At 71.0% G+C, this 15,599-nt stretch carries 12 protein-coding genes; 7 read left to right on the top strand and 5 right to left on the bottom strand.

The window, feature by feature from the left end:
- Window positions 1-29: 29 nt before the first annotated feature.
- Genes ACUDCK_RS23865 through pdeM form a run of 3 tightly spaced genes read left to right on the top strand, consistent with a single transcriptional unit; the run spans window position 30 to window position 4,733 of the window.
- Window positions 30-1,634 (top strand): ATP-dependent DNA ligase, encoded by a 1,605-nt coding sequence (locus tag ACUDCK_RS23865; protein WP_063569933.1) that lies wholly within the window; start codon window positions 30-32, stop codon window positions 1,632-1,634.
- A complete protein-coding gene (locus ACUDCK_RS23860; protein ID WP_175167133.1) occupies window positions 1,631-4,087 on the top strand; it encodes a ligase-associated DNA damage response DEXH box helicase in 2,457 nt (818 codons plus the stop codon). The genes ACUDCK_RS23865 and ACUDCK_RS23860 overlap by 4 nt, the downstream gene beginning before the upstream one ends.
- Window positions 4,071-4,733, top strand: coding sequence for a ligase-associated DNA damage response endonuclease PdeM (gene pdeM / locus ACUDCK_RS23855; protein ID WP_175167134.1), 663 nt, complete (start codon window positions 4,071-4,073; stop codon window positions 4,731-4,733). Before ACUDCK_RS23860 ends, pdeM begins: the two co-directional genes overlap by 17 nt.
- A 40-nt stretch (window positions 4,734-4,773) precedes the next feature.
- On the opposite strand, the gene ACUDCK_RS23850 is transcribed toward pdeM, so the two are convergent.
- From ACUDCK_RS23850 to ACUDCK_RS23840, 3 genes are read right to left on the bottom strand one after another with little or no spacing between them, the layout of a single operon-like run.
- Window positions 4,774-6,516 (bottom strand): ABC transporter ATP-binding protein, encoded by a 1,743-nt coding sequence (locus ACUDCK_RS23850; RefSeq protein ID WP_116793693.1) that lies wholly within the window; start codon window positions 6,514-6,516, stop codon window positions 4,774-4,776.
- A complete protein-coding gene (locus tag ACUDCK_RS23845) occupies window positions 6,513-8,228 on the bottom strand; it encodes an ABC transporter ATP-binding protein (RefSeq protein ID WP_277355991.1) in 1,716 nt (571 codons plus the stop codon). Before ACUDCK_RS23845 ends, ACUDCK_RS23850 begins: the two co-directional genes overlap by 4 nt.
- 17 nt (window positions 8,229-8,245) lie before the next feature.
- A complete protein-coding gene (locus ACUDCK_RS23840) occupies window positions 8,246-9,436 on the bottom strand; it encodes an MFS transporter (RefSeq protein ID WP_175167136.1) in 1,191 nt (396 codons plus the stop codon).
- Between the two features lie 343 nt (window positions 9,437-9,779).
- Between ACUDCK_RS23840 and ACUDCK_RS23835 the strand changes: the two genes are divergently transcribed.
- Both ACUDCK_RS23835 and dmeF read left to right on the top strand, forming a co-directional pair.
- A complete protein-coding gene (locus ACUDCK_RS23835) occupies window positions 9,780-10,052 on the top strand; it encodes a metal/formaldehyde-sensitive transcriptional repressor (RefSeq protein ID WP_054415202.1) in 273 nt (90 codons plus the stop codon).
- Window positions 10,053-10,109: 57 nt separating this feature from the next.
- Window positions 10,110-11,135 carry a CDF family Co(II)/Ni(II) efflux transporter DmeF gene (gene dmeF / locus ACUDCK_RS23830; RefSeq protein ID WP_064525887.1) on the top strand — a complete coding sequence of 342 codons (1,026 nt, stop codon included), beginning with the start codon at window positions 10,110-10,112 and terminating at the stop codon, window positions 11,133-11,135.
- An 18-nt stretch (window positions 11,136-11,153) separates the two neighbouring features.
- On the opposite strand, the gene ACUDCK_RS23825 is transcribed toward dmeF, so the two are convergent.
- Together ACUDCK_RS23825 and ACUDCK_RS23820 are read right to left on the bottom strand one after the other, a co-directional pair.
- Window positions 11,154-12,263: a hypothetical protein gene (locus ACUDCK_RS23825; RefSeq protein WP_244976874.1), complete on the bottom strand. Its 1,110-nt coding sequence runs from the start codon at window positions 12,261-12,263 to the stop codon at window positions 11,154-11,156.
- Window positions 12,256-12,900, bottom strand: coding sequence for a hypothetical protein (locus ACUDCK_RS23820; RefSeq protein WP_175167138.1), 645 nt, complete (start codon window positions 12,898-12,900; stop codon window positions 12,256-12,258). Before ACUDCK_RS23820 ends, ACUDCK_RS23825 begins: the two co-directional genes overlap by 8 nt.
- Before the next feature lie 239 nt (window positions 12,901-13,139).
- Between ACUDCK_RS23820 and ACUDCK_RS23815 the strand changes: the two genes are divergently transcribed.
- Window positions 13,140-13,619, top strand: a complete 480-nt coding sequence (locus ACUDCK_RS23815) for a VOC family protein (RefSeq protein ID WP_175167139.1) — start codon at window positions 13,140-13,142, stop codon at window positions 13,617-13,619.
- Between the two features lie 208 nt (window positions 13,620-13,827).
- Window positions 13,828-15,597 (top strand): thiamine pyrophosphate-requiring protein, encoded by a 1,770-nt coding sequence (locus ACUDCK_RS23810; protein ID WP_175167140.1) that lies wholly within the window; start codon window positions 13,828-13,830, stop codon window positions 15,595-15,597.
- Window positions 15,598-15,599: the final 2 nt, after the last annotated feature.

Here is a 15,599-nt window from a genome sequence, read left to right as displayed (position 1 = left end):
TTCGTAGCGACAGGGGAACGGATCCAGGCATGAAGCGATTCGCGGCGTTGTATCAGGAACTGGACCGCAGCACCGCCACCTTGGACAAGCGCGCGGCGCTGGTGGCCTACTTCCGCGATGCGCCGCCGCGCGACGCGGCCTGGGCCTTGTACCTGCTGGCGGGCGGCAAGATCACCAGCGCGCGCCGCAAGATCGCCGCCGTCGGCGAGTTGCGCGCCTGGGCCGCGACCGCCTCCGATACCGCGCCCTGGCTGGTGGACGCCTGCTACGACCAGGTCGGCGACCTGGCCGAGACGCTGGCGCTGCTGGTGCCCGACCCGCGTACCGCCGCGCCCGAGCGCGGCCTGGCCGATTGGATCGAGGAGATCCTGGTGCCGGTCGCCAACCGCGACGAGGCCGAGCGCCGCGAAGTCATCGTCGCGGCCTGGCTGGGGCTGCCCTACATCGAGCGCCTGGTCTTCAATAAGCTGCTGACCGGCGCGCTGCGCGTCGGCGTGTCGCAACGCATGGTGCAGCAGGCGCTGGCGGAGTTGTCGGGCGTGCCCATCGCCCGCATCGCGCAGCGCATGCTGGGCGCATGGTCGCCCAGTCCCGCGTTCCTGCGCGACCTGCTCAGCGCCGACGAACTGCCCGGCGACCGCCAGCAGCCCTATCCCTTTTTCCTGGCCTCGCCGCTGGAGGGCGACCCGGCGCTGCTGGGTCCGATCGACGACTGGCTGCTGGAGTGGAAGTGGGACGGCATCCGCGCGCAACTGATCCGGCGGCGCGGCGAGGTTGCGCTGTGGTCGCGCGGCGAAGAGCGCCTGGACGGCCGCTTTCCGGAAGTCGAAGCGGCCGCGGCCGCCTTGGCGGTGGACTGCGTCGTCGACGGCGAACTGCTGGCCTGGCAGGAAGACAGCGTCGATCCCATGCCGTTCTCGGCCCTGCAGACACGCATCCAGCGGCTCAAGCCCGGACCCAAGTGGCTGGCTGAGGCGCCGGTGCGGCTGCTCGCCTACGACCTGCTGGAGCTGGACGGCGCCGATCTGCGCGACGAGCCGCAGGCCGCGCGCCGCGCGCGGCTGGAAGCGCTGCTGCGCGAGCGCGCCGACCCGCGCCTGGGACTGTCGCCGCTGGTGGCGCCGGCGAGCTGGGACGAAGCCCACGTGCTGCGCGCGCAATCGCGCGAGCGCGGCGTGGAGGGCTTCATGCTCAAGCGCCGCGGCGCGCCCTACCAGAGCGGCCGGCGGCGCGGCGACTGGTGGAAGTGGAAGATCGATCCGCTCACCATCGACGCGGTGCTGCTGTATGCGCAGTCCGGCCACGGCCGCCGCAGCACGCTCTACACCGATTACACCTTCGGCGTATGGGACGGCGACGCGCTGGTGCCCATCGCCAAGGCCTACTCGGGCCTGGACGACAAGGAGATCCTGGAACTGGACCGCTGGTTGCGCGCCCACACGCGCGAGCGCTTCGGCCCGGTGCGCTCGGTCGACCCGGTGCAGGTGTTCGAGCTGGGCTTCGAGGGCGTCAACCTGTCCAAACGGCACAAGTCCGGCGTGGCGGTGCGCTTTCCGCGCATCCTGCGCTGGCGTCACGACAAGCGCGCCGACCAGGCCGACCGGCTCGATACCCTGAAGGCCCTGGCGCGATGAGCAGCGCGCGGCGGGACGGCCCCTTGCTGGCCTGGTTCGCGGCTCGCGGCTGGAAGCCCGCCGCGTTCCAGCGCGAAACCTGGCGGCGCTATCTGGCCGGCGAATCCGGCCTGCTGCATACGCCCACCGGCAGCGGCAAGACGCTGGCCGCATTCGGCGGCCCGCTGCTGGAGGCGCTGGCCGATCCGGCGCCGGCGCGCGCGGCGGCGGGCGAGGGGCCGCGCGTGCTGTGGGTGACGCCGTTGCGGGCGCTGGCCGCCGACACCACGCGCGCCCTGGCACAGACAGCGGCCGAGCTGGGCCTGGCGTGGACGGTGGCGCTGCGCACCGGCGACGCCAGCGCGCGCGACAAGCGCCTGGCGCGCCAGGGCAAGGCGGATGTGCTGGTCATCACGCCCGAGTCCCTGGCGCTGCTGCTGTCCTACGCCGATGCGTCGCAGCGCTTTCGCGCCCTGCGCGGCATCGTGGTGGACGAATGGCACGAGCTGCTGGGCAACAAGCGCGGCGTGCTGCTGCAGTTGTGCCTGGCGCGCCTGCGCTGCCTGTCGCCCGGCGCCCGCACCTGGGGCCTGTCGGCCACGCTGGGCAACCTGGACCAGGCCCGCGCGGTGCTGCTGCCGCATGCGCCCGACAGCGCCCTGGTGTCGGGCGCGCGGCCGCGCAAGATACAGATATCGACCCTGTTGCCCGAGTGCAGCCGCGCCCTGCCGTGGGCGGGGCACCTGGGGCTGTCGCAGCTCGAACGGGTCTTCAAGCGCCTGTTCGACGTGCGCGCGACCCTGCTGTTCACCAACACCCGCGCGCAGGCCGAGCTCTGGCATCGCGCGCTGGAATCGATCTGGCCCGAGGCCCCGGGCACCCTGGCGCTGCATCACGGCTCGCTCGATCCCAAGCTGCGCGCGGCGGTGGAGCAGGGCCTGCGCGACGGGACGATGCGCTGCGTGGTGGCCACCTCCAGCCTGGACCTGGGCGTGGATTTTCCGGCGGTGGACCAGGTGTTGCAGATCGGCAGCCCCAAGGGCGTGGCGCGCCTGTTGCAACGCGCCGGCCGCGCCCGCCATCGGCCGGGCGAGTCCGGCAACGTGGTGTGCGTGCCGGCGCAGGCGCTCGAACTGATCGAGTACGCCGCCGCCCGGCAGGCCATCGCGCGCGGCGAGATCGAATCCCGGCCGCCGCCGGTCGGCAGCCTGGACGTGCTGGCCCAGCATGCCGTCACGCTGGCGCTGGGCGGCGGCTTCGACGCCGACGCGCTGTACCAGGAAGTGCGCGGCACGCATGCCTATGCCGCGCTCGATCGCGCCACCTGGCAGGCGGTGCTGGACTTCATCGTGCAGGGCGGCCGCGCGCTGGCCAAGTATCCGGACTATCAACGCGTGGTGCGCGACGACGACGGCCGCTATCGCGTGCACGACCGGCGCGTCGCGTTCCGCCATCGTTTGTCCATCGGCACCATCACCGCCGACGGCGCCGTGGCCGTCAAATACCTGCGCGGGGGCAGCCTGGGTTCGGTGGAGGAAGGCTTCCTGGCGCGCCTGCGGCGTGGCGACCGCTTCCAGTTCGCCGGCCGCACGCTGGAACTGGTGCGGCTGGAAGGCATGGTGGCCTATGTGCGCCGCGCCAAGGGCGGCGATGGCCCGGTCGCCACCTGGCAGGGCGGGCGCATGCCCCTGTCGACGCAACTGGCCAGCGAAGTGGAAAGCCTGTATTCGCATCCCGGCACGCATCCGGAGATGCGCGCGGTCGCGCCGCTGCTGCGGATCCAGGCGCAGGCCAGCGCATTGCCGGACCGGGGGCGGCTGGTGGCAGAACGCATCGGCACGCGGCGCGGCATGCATCTGTTCCTGTTTCCGTTCGCCGGCCGCGCCGTGCACGAAGGCATCGCGGCAATGATCGCGCTGCGCTGGGGCCGGCGGCAGGCCAACACGATCTCCTATACGGTCAACGACTACGGGCTGATGCTGACGCTGGCCGAGCCGGCCGCGCTGGACGCGGCGCTGCTGCGCCAGTTGCTCAGCCCCGAACACATGGCCGAAGACCTGCGCGACGGCGTCAACCTGGGCGAAATGGCGCGCCGCCAGTTCCGCGAGATCGCGCGCGTGGCGGGCCTGTTGACGCCTTCATTGCCCGGCCAGGCGGCACGCTCGCTGCGGCAGGTGCAGGCCTCCAGCGGGCTGCTCTACGATGTGCTGCGCCGCTACGATCCGGACCACCTGCTGCTGGCGCAAGCCGAGCGCGAGGTGTTCGAATTGCAACTGGAGGCGCCGCGCCTGCTGGCGGCGTTGCACGACTGCCAGCGGCGCGAACTGGCGCTGTGCGAACCGCGCGCGCTGACGCCCCTGTCGTTCCCGCTGTGGACCGAAAGCATGCGCGGGCAACTCAGCACCGAAACCTGGCAGGCGCGCGTCAGGCGCGCCGCGCAGCAACTGGAGAAGCGCTATGAGCGCCTTGCCTGACGGCGCGTTGCAGGCGTTGCTGGGCGGCGAGCCCCTGTGGCTGTTGGGAACCCGTGCCCTGTTCTGGCCGGCGCGTTCGCGACTGGTCATCGCCGACCTGCACCTGGGCAAGAGCCATGCGTTCCGGCGCGCGGGCATCGCGGTGCCCAGCGGCGCCACGCGCGGCGACCTGGATCGCCTGGCGGATGTGATCGCGCGCACCGCCGCCCGCGAGCTGTGGATCGTGGGCGACCTGTTGCACGGGCCCGCGGGGCAGGCGGGGTGGCGCGATACCTGGATGGCGTGGCGGCGTGACCATGCGGCGCTGGATGTCGCGGTGCTGGCGGGCAATCATGACCGCGCCCTGGATGGCCCGGCGTTCGGCGTGCGGCAGTTGGGCGAGACGCACATTGACGGCCCGTTCCTGTTCAGCCATGTCCCGCGGGCGGACCCAGACGGCCGGCACGTCATCGCCGGCCACATGCATCCGAAGACATCCGTGCGCGGCGTGCCGCGCAGTTGGCCGGCGTTCTGGCTGCGTTCCGGTCTCACGATCCTGCCGGCCTTTTCGGACTTCACCGGCGGCTATCCGGCCGATCGCGACGACGGGCGCGTCGTCGCCTGCGTGGAAGGCGTCGCGATCGAGGTCGGCGCACGCGCGCGATGAGGGCGCCGGACGAGGAATCGAGAAGGGGGGCTGCCGCGGGTTACCCCTGCTGCGCCTGCCACATCCGCCGATAGCGCCCCGGCTGCGCCAGCAGCTCAGCGTGCGTGCCCCGCTGGATGATGCGGCCGTCCTCGAACACCAGGATGCGATCGGCCGCGACGATGGTCGACAGGCGATGGGCGATGACGATGACGCTGCGCTCGGCCACCAGCGTGTCGATGGCCGCCTGCACCGCCAGTTCGCTTTCGGTGTCGAGCGCGGCGGTGGGTTCGTCCAGGATCACGATCGGCGCATCCTTGAGGATGGCGCGCGCGATCGACAGGCGCTGGCGTTCCCCGCCCGACAGCTTGCCGCCCGCCTCGCCCAGGCGGGTCTGCCAGCCTTGCGGCAGGCGCTCGATGAAGTCCAGGCAATGGGCGGCGCGCGCCGCCGCCCGCACCTCGGCCTCGCCGGCCTCGGGCCGCGCCATGCCGATGTTGCCGATCACGCTGTCGTCGAACAGGTGCACGTCCTGGAACACGGTCGATATCAGGCGGTTCAGGTCCGCGGGCGGCAGGCCGCGGATGTCCACGCCGCCGATCCGGATCGCGCCGCGCTGCGGGTCGGCGTGGCGCATCAGCAGGCGCGTCAGCGTGGTCTTGCCGGAACCGGACGGCCCCACCAGCGCGGTCAGGCCGCGCGCCGGCAGGTCCAGGTCGATGTCGCGCAGCGCCGGGGCAGTGCCGCCGGCGTAGCGGAACTCCAGGCCTTCGATGCGGATGTCCGCCGGCCCGGCCGGGCCGCCCTGCGAGGGCCATTGCGGCAGCGGCGCCACCGCGCGCAGCTCCTCGATGCGGGCCAGCGCGGCTTCGATCAGCGCCAGGACCGTGGTGAAGTTCACAAAGGTCGCCAGCGGTTCGGCAAAGCGCGCCACCAGCACCAGCACCGCGCCAAGCGCCGCGGGCGCCAGGCTGCCCTGCGTGACCCAGAGCATGCCGCAGCCCAGGATCGCCAGCATGCCGGATTCGACGATGGCGGCCACCATCAGCGACGGCTTGGCGCCGCGCCGGTGGTGTTCGCGCTGCAATTGCTCGAGCTGCTCGAAGCCGGCGCGCAGGCGTTCGTTGGCGGCGCCGGCGCGGCCCGTCGCCAGGCACACGGGCAGCCCTTGCATGTATTCGAGCAGTTCGGCGTTCAGGGCCTCGTTGGCGCGCCCGGTGGCGCCGTGGCCTCGGTCCAGCGCCGGCCGGCGCCAGCGGTAGAGCGGCACGATGGCGGGGAACACCAGCATCAGCGCCACGCCCAGCCGCCAGTCCCAGGCCAGCAGCGCCACGGCGGCCGCGGCCGGCGTGACGATGGCGCCCAGGATCAGGTTGATCACCGTCAGCGCGTAGTTCATCTGTTCGTCGACGCCGCCCAGCAGCTTGGCGGCGATGCCGCCGGTGCGGTGGGCCTGCAGCGCCTCCAGCGGCATGCGCCGCAACTGTTCTCCCAGCAGCACGCGCAGTTCGTGCGTGGCGCGCGCCATGTGGCCGCGATAATCGAAGCCCTGCGCCCGCCAGCGCAGGACGATGGCGGCCGCCGCCAGCAGGGTGAAGCCCGCCAGCCAGGCCAGCGCGGCGCGCCAGGGATCGCCGCGGGTCACATGGACGAACAGGGGCACGATGCAGGCCAGCGACAGACCCTGGCACACGGCGGCGAGCAGCAGCAGGCACAGGCTGGCGCGCAGGCGGCCGGCCTGGCTGCCGGCGCTGCGGAGAAGGCGTCGATAGGTGTCGCGCCAGGGAGCGGGAGGTGTTGTCATGAGGCTTGGTCGCCCAGGGTCCAGCGACGGGCGCGTTGATGGTTGTTCCACAACTGGGCGTAGAGGCCGCCGGCCGCGACCAGGGTGTCGTGCGTGCCGCATTCGGCCAGCCGGCCACGGTCCAGCACCAGGATCTGGTCGGCGTGGCGGATGCTGGCGAGCCGGTGCGCGACCATGATCACGGTGCGGCCGCGCATCAGCGCGGCCAGCGCGGCGCCGACCGCGCGTTCGTTTTCGGGATCGGTGGCGGCGGTGGCCTCGTCCAGCACCAGGATCGGGCGGTTCATCAGCACGGCGCGGGCGATCGTCAGGCGCTGGCGCTGGCCGCCGGACAGGTCCTTGCCGCCCTCGCGCAGCACGGTGGCGTAGCCGTCGGGCAGCGCCAGGATGAAGTCGTGCGCCTGCGCGGCCCGGGCGGCGGCCTCGATCTCGGCCGGGCTGGCGTCGGGACGGCCCATGGCGATGTTCTCGGCCACGCTGCCGGAGAACAGAAAGTTGTCCTGGAACACGAAGGCGACGTGCTCGAACAGGGTCTCGCGTTCCAGGTCGCGCACGTCGACGCCGCCCACCAGCAGGCGCCCGGCGTCGATGTCCCAGAAGCGCGCGATGAGCCGCGCCACGGTGCTCTTGCCGGCGCCGGAGCGGCCCACCAGCGCCGTCAACTGGCCGGCGTGCGCGGTGAAGCTCAGGCCGTCCAGTGCGGGGGCGCCGCCATAGCCGAAGCGCACATCCTCGAAGCGCACGCTGGCGTCGGCAGGACGACGCGCCGGCGCGCGCGCCGGCGGCAGCGGCGTGATCGCCAGCACCTGCTGGATGCGCGCCACGCTCAGCTTGGCCTGGTCGATCATGTGCGCCAGCGACATCATCGGGAACATGGCCTCGGCCATGCCCATGCCAAACAGCAGCAAGGCCAGCCAGACGGGAAAATCGAGCTGGCCCTGCGCCGTCCACCAGGCGCCCAGCCACAGCAGCGCCGCCAGCGTCGGCAGCGGGCCCAGCACGGCGATCGCGAAGCGCGAACTGAAGCTGGCGCCGCGATACCAATCGGTCAGCACGACCAGGTAGCGCTCCAGGGCGCGATGGTAGCGGCCGAAGGTGGTCTGGCCGGTATCGAAGGTGCGCACCACCGGCATCGCCTGCACGTATTCGATGACCGCCGCGCTGACCTGTTCGCGCGCCTGGTGGTAGCGCCGCGTCATGGTTTCGCGCCCGCGCATCGCCAGCGACAGCCCGCCGGCGCCCACCGCCAGCACGCCCACGGCGGCCAGCGCCATGCGCCAGTCCAGCGCGAACAGCAGCGCCGCGCTGAATACCGGCATGGCGTAGGCGCGGGCGAACAGCGGCGTGCTGTCGGCCACGAACACGTGCAGCGCCTGCACGTCGTTCTGCACCACCTTGGCCAGCGGACCGCTGCCCAGCGCCTGCAATTCGCCGAATGACAGCCGTGCAAGGTGCCGGACCAGGTCGTTGCGCAGGATCACTTCCAGGCGGAAGGCGGCATAGTGCGACTGGTTGAAAGCCTGCAGCCGCAGGAAGCAGGCCAGCAGGGTGCAGGCCAGTGCGCCCAGGAACGCGGGCCAGGGGTAGGCGGCCGAGGCCCGCAGCAGGTCGCGCATGGCCAGGGCCAGGCAGCCCAGGCTCGCCAGGCTGCACAGCACGCCGGCCACCGCCAGGCCCATGGCCAGGCGGATCCGGCCGCGCACCGGCCGCATGATTTCCCAGGGCTTGTTCATGCCGCCTCCCGGGGAATCCAGCGCATGGCGGCGAGCAGGCCGAGCACCGCCAGCGCGACCGCCGCGCCGACCACGCCGCCGTAGCCGATGCGGCCGGCCATCAGGGTGCCGGCCGAGGTCAGCAGCATCGCGAAGAAATGGCTCACGCTCATCTGCAGGGTGTAGTCGGTGGCGGGGCTTTGCGGCGACGCCTGATCCATGATCAGCGTGCACAGCACCGTGGCGGCCGGGGTGTACAGCATGTAGTACAGCACCACCGCCACGCCCGCCGTGGCATGCGATCCCCAGGCCATGGCGGGCAACGCCAGCCCGGCGATGCCCGCGACCTGCAACAGCGCCGCCGACAGGGCGGCGCCGCGCCGCGACCAGCGCTTGAGCAGGCGGCCGTAGGCCAGCGCCACGAGCAGGCCGGCGCTGGCGCCGACTACGTTGAGGACCAGCCCGATGTCGGCGAGCGACCAGCCGGTGTCGATCAGCGAGGGCATGATGACGGCATACCCCAGCGACGCGGAGGCCGGATAGAGCACCAGCAACAGCAACCAGCGCTTGCGTTGCGGGCCGCGCCAGAAGGCCAGCAGGCGCGCATGGCTGGCGGGGCCGGCGCTGCGGGGCCATTGCGGTTCGCGGTAACCCAGAAGCTGGATCCACGACACCGCCGTGAGCGCGGCCAGCAACAGGCAGCAGCCGCGCCAGCCCAGCCGTGGATACAGCATCAGCATCATGCCGCCGCCGACCAGGTTGCCAATCAGGCCACCGGCGATCTGCAGGCCGTTGCCGAAACCGCGATCGGCCGGACGGGTCAGCAGCCGGCAGGCCAGGCCGTCGAGCGCCACGTCCTGGGCGCCCGAGAACAAGGCGGTGGCCCAGCACAACAGGTAGATCGCCGTGAAGTCGGTCCGCAGGTCAAGCATGCCGATCAGCGCCAGGCACAGCACCAGCCCTGCCTGGGTCACCAGCAGCCAGCCGCGGTAGTGCCCGCGCAGGCCGGTGGCGTGGCGGTCGATCCAGGGGGCGTACAGTGCCTTCAGCGGCCAGGCCATGCCTATCAGGTAGACCAGGCCGAGGGTGTCCAGGCTGGCCCCGCCGTCGCGCAGGATGGCCACCATGGCGATGACGAAGAACATCAGCCCCAGGAACTGGGTGCTGTAGAGGCTGGCCAGCAAGGCCCAGGCGCGGCGCGATGGCACGGGGAAGATTCTCCGGAGGAATGAGCAGGCGGATGCCGGGCGTGCCGCTCGGGGGCGGCGCGGGGCGAAGGCGGCAAGCCCGGGAGGGAACGCGCCGCGAATTCATTGATGATAATGATTGTTATTGTTATTTCTACCCGAATCGGGTCATTTCAGCCTGAATCGGATAGAAGCACCGTGTCATTGCCGGCCGTTTCGCCACGCGGCGCCGGGGCGTCCTTGGGCGTTCGGGCCCGGACTGCTTGCCTTCGTCCGCTTTTCGGGGGCGCCAGCAGGGGCATTCCTTTTGCGTCGTGGTATCTATAATATAGTCCCCTAGACTATATTCAGGCATTCATCCGCCATGGCCCACACCATCCGCCAGAAAGAAAAACTCATCGCCCGCGTGCGCCGCATCCGCGGCCAGCTCGACGGCCTGGAGCGCGCGCTGGAGGCCGAGACGCCCTGCGGCGAGGTATTGCGCCAACTGGCTTCCGCGCGCGGCGCGCTCAGCGGCTTGACCGCCGAGGTGATGCAGGGCCATCTGGACGAGCACGTGGTGCACGCGCCGTCCGAATCCGAGCGGGTCCAGGCGGCGCGGGAAATGATGGATGTCATCCGGGCCTACATGAAATAACCGCCCGCCGGCGCCGGGCCGTCGGTCACGGGCCTGGCGGGCAGCAGGAGCAACCCCATGAATCATTCCCCGTCCCACGATCATGTCTTCCTCGGCCAGGACCATCGGCGCAACGAGCGCCAGGTATGGTGGGTCATCGCCCTGACCGCCAGCATGATGGTCGTCGAAATCATCGCCGGCAATCTCTACGGGTCGATGGCCCTGGTGGCCGATGGCTGGCACATGTCGACCCATGCCGGCGCCATGCTGATCACCGCGCTGGCCTACGGCTATGCGCGCCGCCAGGCCCGCAATCCGCGCTTCACCTTCGGCACCGGCAAGCTGGGCGAGCTGGCGGGTTTCGCCAGCGCCATCGTGCTGGCGCTGATCGCCCTGATCATCGGCTGGGACAGCCTGGCGCGGCTGGTCGATCCGGTGCCCATCCGTTTCGACGAGGCCATCGCCATCGCGGTCGCCGGGCTGCTGGTCAACCTGGTATCGGCCTGGCTGCTGAAGGATGACCATGGTCATGCGCACGGCCATGGCGGCCATAGGCCTGACCATGATCATGGGCGTCATGTCCATGGCGCCCATGATCGCGGCCATCATGGGCACGACCACGACCACGACCACGACCACGGCCGCGCGCCAGCCGCCGGTCATGGCCATCCCGCGCGGGTCCGTGACAACAACCTGCGCTCCGCCTACGTCCACGTGCTGGCCGATGCCTTGACCTCGGTGCTCGCCATCGCGGCCTTGCTGCTGGGCCGCAGCTACGGCTGGCTATGGGCGGATCCGGCGATGGGCGTGGTCGGCGCGCTGGTCATCGCGCGCTGGTCGTGGGGCCTGATCCGCGATTCCGGCACCGTGCTGCTCGACGCCGCGCCGCAGAGCGGAAAAATGCGGCGCGACATCGAACAGGCCCTGGATGCCGGCGACGGCGAGATCGCCGACCTGCATGTGTGGCAGGTCGGTCCGGGCCACTATGCCGCGATCGTGTCGCTGGTTACGCGCCATCCGCGCGACAGCGCCTTCTACAAGGCCAAGCTGGCGCATATCGCCGGCCTGTCGCATCTGACGGTCGAGACGCAGGCCAGTCCCTGAACGAGACGGCCCGCGGGCTCAGTCGCAGGCGCCGGCGTCACGCCGGGCCGGATCGACGCAGCGGCCCCAGGCCTTGGCATCCAGCGCCGTGACGGGCAGGAAGCGGGTCATGTCGTGCACATACAGGAACACCCGGCCCGGGGTCTCGCGCAAGGCCCGGTGGAACGGCGCGATCTGCGAGGACGCCAGCAGCACACGGCCCTGGGCATTGCTGACGCCCTTGAGCAGCACGGTCTGCACCTTCGGATCCCACGACGGCAGGCCGTCGCCCTCGACCGTGTCGGCCGGCACGCGCACCACGCGCCAGGGCTCGTCGGGGATCTCGGTGATGACGATCGGCGAGGCGCCGGGCGCCACCGGCAGGATCCGGTCCTGCGGATTGGCCGGCAGGGCATAGGCGATCATCGCGCCGTCCCGGTCGGGATCGGGACGCGACCGGTAGACCGCGCGCGTCGTGCCATCGGCGTTCAAGCGCTGCACCCGCGCGCCGAGCGGCCCGGCGCGCAGGTCGATGATGCGCAGCAGGGAGCCGGCATCGTCGCGCACGTAGTACACCGGCCGCGATGGCGTGCCGCCGCAATCGTCCAGGAACACGGCCGTGACGCGGCCCTGGCCGTCGCGGGCGACGCAAGCCTGCTGCAGCGCGCCCTTGCCACTGCGCGCCGACGTGAATTCGGCGTAGGCCGCCAGCCGGCCCTGGGCATCGTAGGCGAGCCGGTAGCCGCCATCCTCGACCTGGCGACCGCGCACCTGCCGGTAGCGGTCGATGCGGCACAGCCGGCCGTCGGCATCGCGCTGCAACACGGTCGCGCCGGGCTCGCCGGCGCGACTGGCGTAGACGCTCCAGTCCACCGCGTCGGGCCAGAGGCGCGGCGTGAGATCGCCGTCCTCGGCCACGGTGATCAGCCGGGTGTCGGCTTGCACGCGTTCGCCATGCAGGCCCAGCAGCACGCGCGGGCCGTCCAGCGCCAGCGCCAGCGGCTGGGGGCGCAGCGCGGCGCCCGCCGGCTCGGCGCCGAACGGCGTGTCGATGGGCGCGCAGGCGGCCCAGCACAGCGTCGGCGCCGCGGCCAGCAGCGCGGCGCCGAGACGGCGCGGCCAGCGGCGGGACATCGTCGCGTCAGCCATGTTGCAGCCCGTCCAGAAAGCGCACCACGTCCCAGTATTCCCGCGTCATGGCGCCCAGTCGCAGGCGTGGCCCGTCGTCGAACACCAGGAAGGGATAGGCGTCGCGCTCGAGCTTGCCGTCGGGCGGCAGGCGATAGGGCTTATAGGCGTCGGGGTCGTTGAAATGGGGCTCCAGCCGGCCGCCGCCGTCGATATGCAGATACCAGGCGCGCAACTGTAGGGGCGCCTTGCCCGGCGGCGTGTCGGTGTAGGGGCCGCCGTCGCCCGCCACCACCGATTGCCGCAACAGGCCAAGAAGCAGGCGCGTCCGCCCCTGGTAGGCAATCTCTCCCGACACCGTGCCGGCCGGCTGTGCGGCCAATTGGCGCACGAGGGCCACCGCGCGCGATGACGGCACCACGGTGTCGGCGAAAATGCGCTCGACGTCGGCGTCGGTGGGGGTGGGCACGGCGGCCAGCCGGCGCAGGTCGCGCTCGAAATCGGCCAGCCATTGCTGGTAGCGCTGCGTCTGGGCCTGTCGGTCGAAGGCCTGGGCGGGGGCCGCGCAGGCCAGCCACAAGAGTGCGGCGGCGCAGCAAAGCGCGTAGCGCATGCGAAGGACGGCAAGACGCTCCGAAGCCAGCGTAGGGGAGGACATGCCGGTGGGCTCCTGCGGAAGGACGGAATGCCCGGGATTATGCGCAGAGCGGCGACGGTCTGTCACCTCGGTGGGCGGATCGCCGTGGCGGGGCACGGCGAGATTGCCAACGCTTCGTAACGTCTGCGCGCCAGGGCCGGCGTTATGCTCGACCGGGCAGCATTCTTCAGCGCGCGGCGCGTGTTTCGTTTCGCGCGCGTTTCGTTTCGTGTGTCGCTTCTCATCGCAGGAGACCGATGATGATCAGCAAGAATACGATTTGCCTCTGGTACGACCGTGAGGCGCTGGACGCGGCCCGGTTCTACGCGCAGACATTTCCCGACAGCGCCGTGGGCCGCGTGATGCATGCGCCCGCCGACTATCCGTCCGGGCGCGAGGGCGATGTCCTGACGGTGGAGTTCACGGTGGCCGGCATTCCCTGTCTCGGCTTGAATGGCGGCCCCGGCATCCTGCACAACCAGGCTTTCTCGTTCCAGGTCGCCACCGACGACCAGGCGGAGACCGATCGCCTGTGGAACGCGATCGTCGGCAACGGCGGCCAGGAAAACGTGTGCGGCTGGTGCCAGGACCGCTGGGGCTTGTCCTGGCAGATCACCCCGCGGGTGCTGACCGAGGCGCTGGTGTCGCCGGACCGCGCCGCCGCCAGGCGTGCCTTCGAGGCCATGATGCAGATGGGCAAGATCGACGTCGCCGGCATCGAGTCGGCGGTGCGGGGTTGAAGGCCGCGCCAACCTCCCGGTGACGCTCAATCCGCCGGCAGCCCGAACGAAGCGTTGGTCGGGCCCGGCGCGGGGGCCGTTAATTACCGGTCCTTGTAAGGGATGCCATGGGAGGCGTGTCCGCCGCCACCGCGCCGGCGGCTGGGCGGAGGGAACGGCAATTGCGCAGGCGGGTGATTGCATCATCGCAATCGCAAGGAGAACCCCCGTGCAAACCGTATCCGACTTCGTGCTGGACCGCCTCGGCCAGTGGGGCGTGCAACGCATCTATGGCTATCCAGGGGACGGCATCAATGGACTGATCGGCGCCTTCGGCCGCAACCAGGCGCTGCAATTCGTGCAGGCCCGGCACGAGGAAGCCGCGGCCTTCATGGCGTGCGCCCACGCCAAGTTCACCGGGCAGGTCGGGGTCTGCATGGCCACCTCCGGACCCGGAGCGATCCACCTGCTCAACGGTCTGTACGACGCCAAGATGGACCATCAGCCGGTGGTGGCGATCGTGGGCCAGCAGGCTCGCAGCGCGCTGGGCGGCGACTCCCAGCAGGAGGTGGACCTCGCCAATCTGTTCAAGGACGTGGCGCACGATTTCGTGCACATGGTGACCTCGCCGCTGCAGGCGCGGCACATGGTCGACCGCGCCATGCGCATCGCCATGGAACGGCGCAGCGTCACCTGCCTGATCTTTCCGAACGACGTGCAGGATCTCGAAGCCGTGCCCGCGCCGCCGCGCGAGCACGGCACGGTGCACACCGGCATCGGCGTCACCTCGCACGCGTCCGTGCCCCCGGCTGCCGCGCTCGAGAACGCGGCGGACATCCTCAATCGCGGCGAGCGGGTGGCGATGCTGGTGGGCGCGGGCGCGCTGGCGGCAGGCAACGAAGTCCGGGCGGTGGCCGAGCGCCTGGGCGCGGGCGTGGCCAAGGCGCTGCTGGGCAAGGCGGTGCTGCCGGATGCATTGCCATACGTTACCGGCGCCATCGGCCTGCTGGGCACCCAGCCCAGTTGGGAAATGATGAACGAATGCGACACCCTGCTGATGGTGGGCACCTCGTTTCCCTACGCCGAATTCCTGCCGCGCGAAGGGCAGGCGCGTTGCGTGCAGATCGACCTGGACGGGCGCCAGTTGAGCCTGCGCTATCCCGCCGAGGTCGGGCTGGTCGGCGACGCCCGGCTGACGCTGGAAGCGCTGCTGCCCCTGCTGCGGCCCAAGGCCGCCGACCAATGGCGCAGCCACATCGAAAAGCGGGTGGAACGGTGGCGCGAAAAGGTGCACGCGCGTGCGTCGGTCGCGGCCAATCCGGTCAACCCGCAGTTGCCTTTCCTGGAATTGTCCGAGCGTCTGCCAACGGACTGCATTGTCACCTGCGACTCCGGCTCGGCGGCCAATTGGTACGCGCGCGACGTGCAGTTGCGCGAAGGCATGATGGGCTCGGTATCGGGAGGCCTGGCGAGCATGGGCTGCGGCGTGCCATACGCCGTGGCGGCCAAGCTGGCCTATCCCAGCCGTCCGGTGATCGCGCTGGTGGGCGACGGCGCGATGCAGATGCTGGGCATCAACGAGCTCATCACCATCGCCCACCGCTGGCATGAATGGAGCAATCCAACGCTGGTGGTGATGGTGCTCAACAACGGCGATCTGAACCTGGTGACCTGGGAGCAGCGTGTCATGGGCGGAGATCCGCGCTTTGCCGATTCGCAGTGGCTGCCGCAGTTCTCCTATGCCGACTATGGCCGCCTGCTTGGCCTGGAAGGCATTCGCGTGACCGCGCCGGATCAGGTCAGACCGGCCTGGGACCAGGCCCTGGCGGCGGGGCGGCCGGTCGTGCTGGAAGTGGTGACCGATCCGGAGATACCGCCGCTGCCGCCCCACGTATCGCTCAAGCAGGCGCGCGCCTACCTGGCCGCGCTGGGCAAGGAAAGCGATGGCGCCGGCGCCGCGGCGCTGCGCGCCACGCTCAAGCAATGGTGGGCTGGCTGAGC

The sequence above is a fragment of the Achromobacter sp. CF-sbj1-Ac2-l genome (assembly GCF_052698165.1).
The sequence above is the reverse complement of the archived record's forward strand: the minus strand, read 5'-3'. Positions and strand labels throughout refer to the sequence as shown.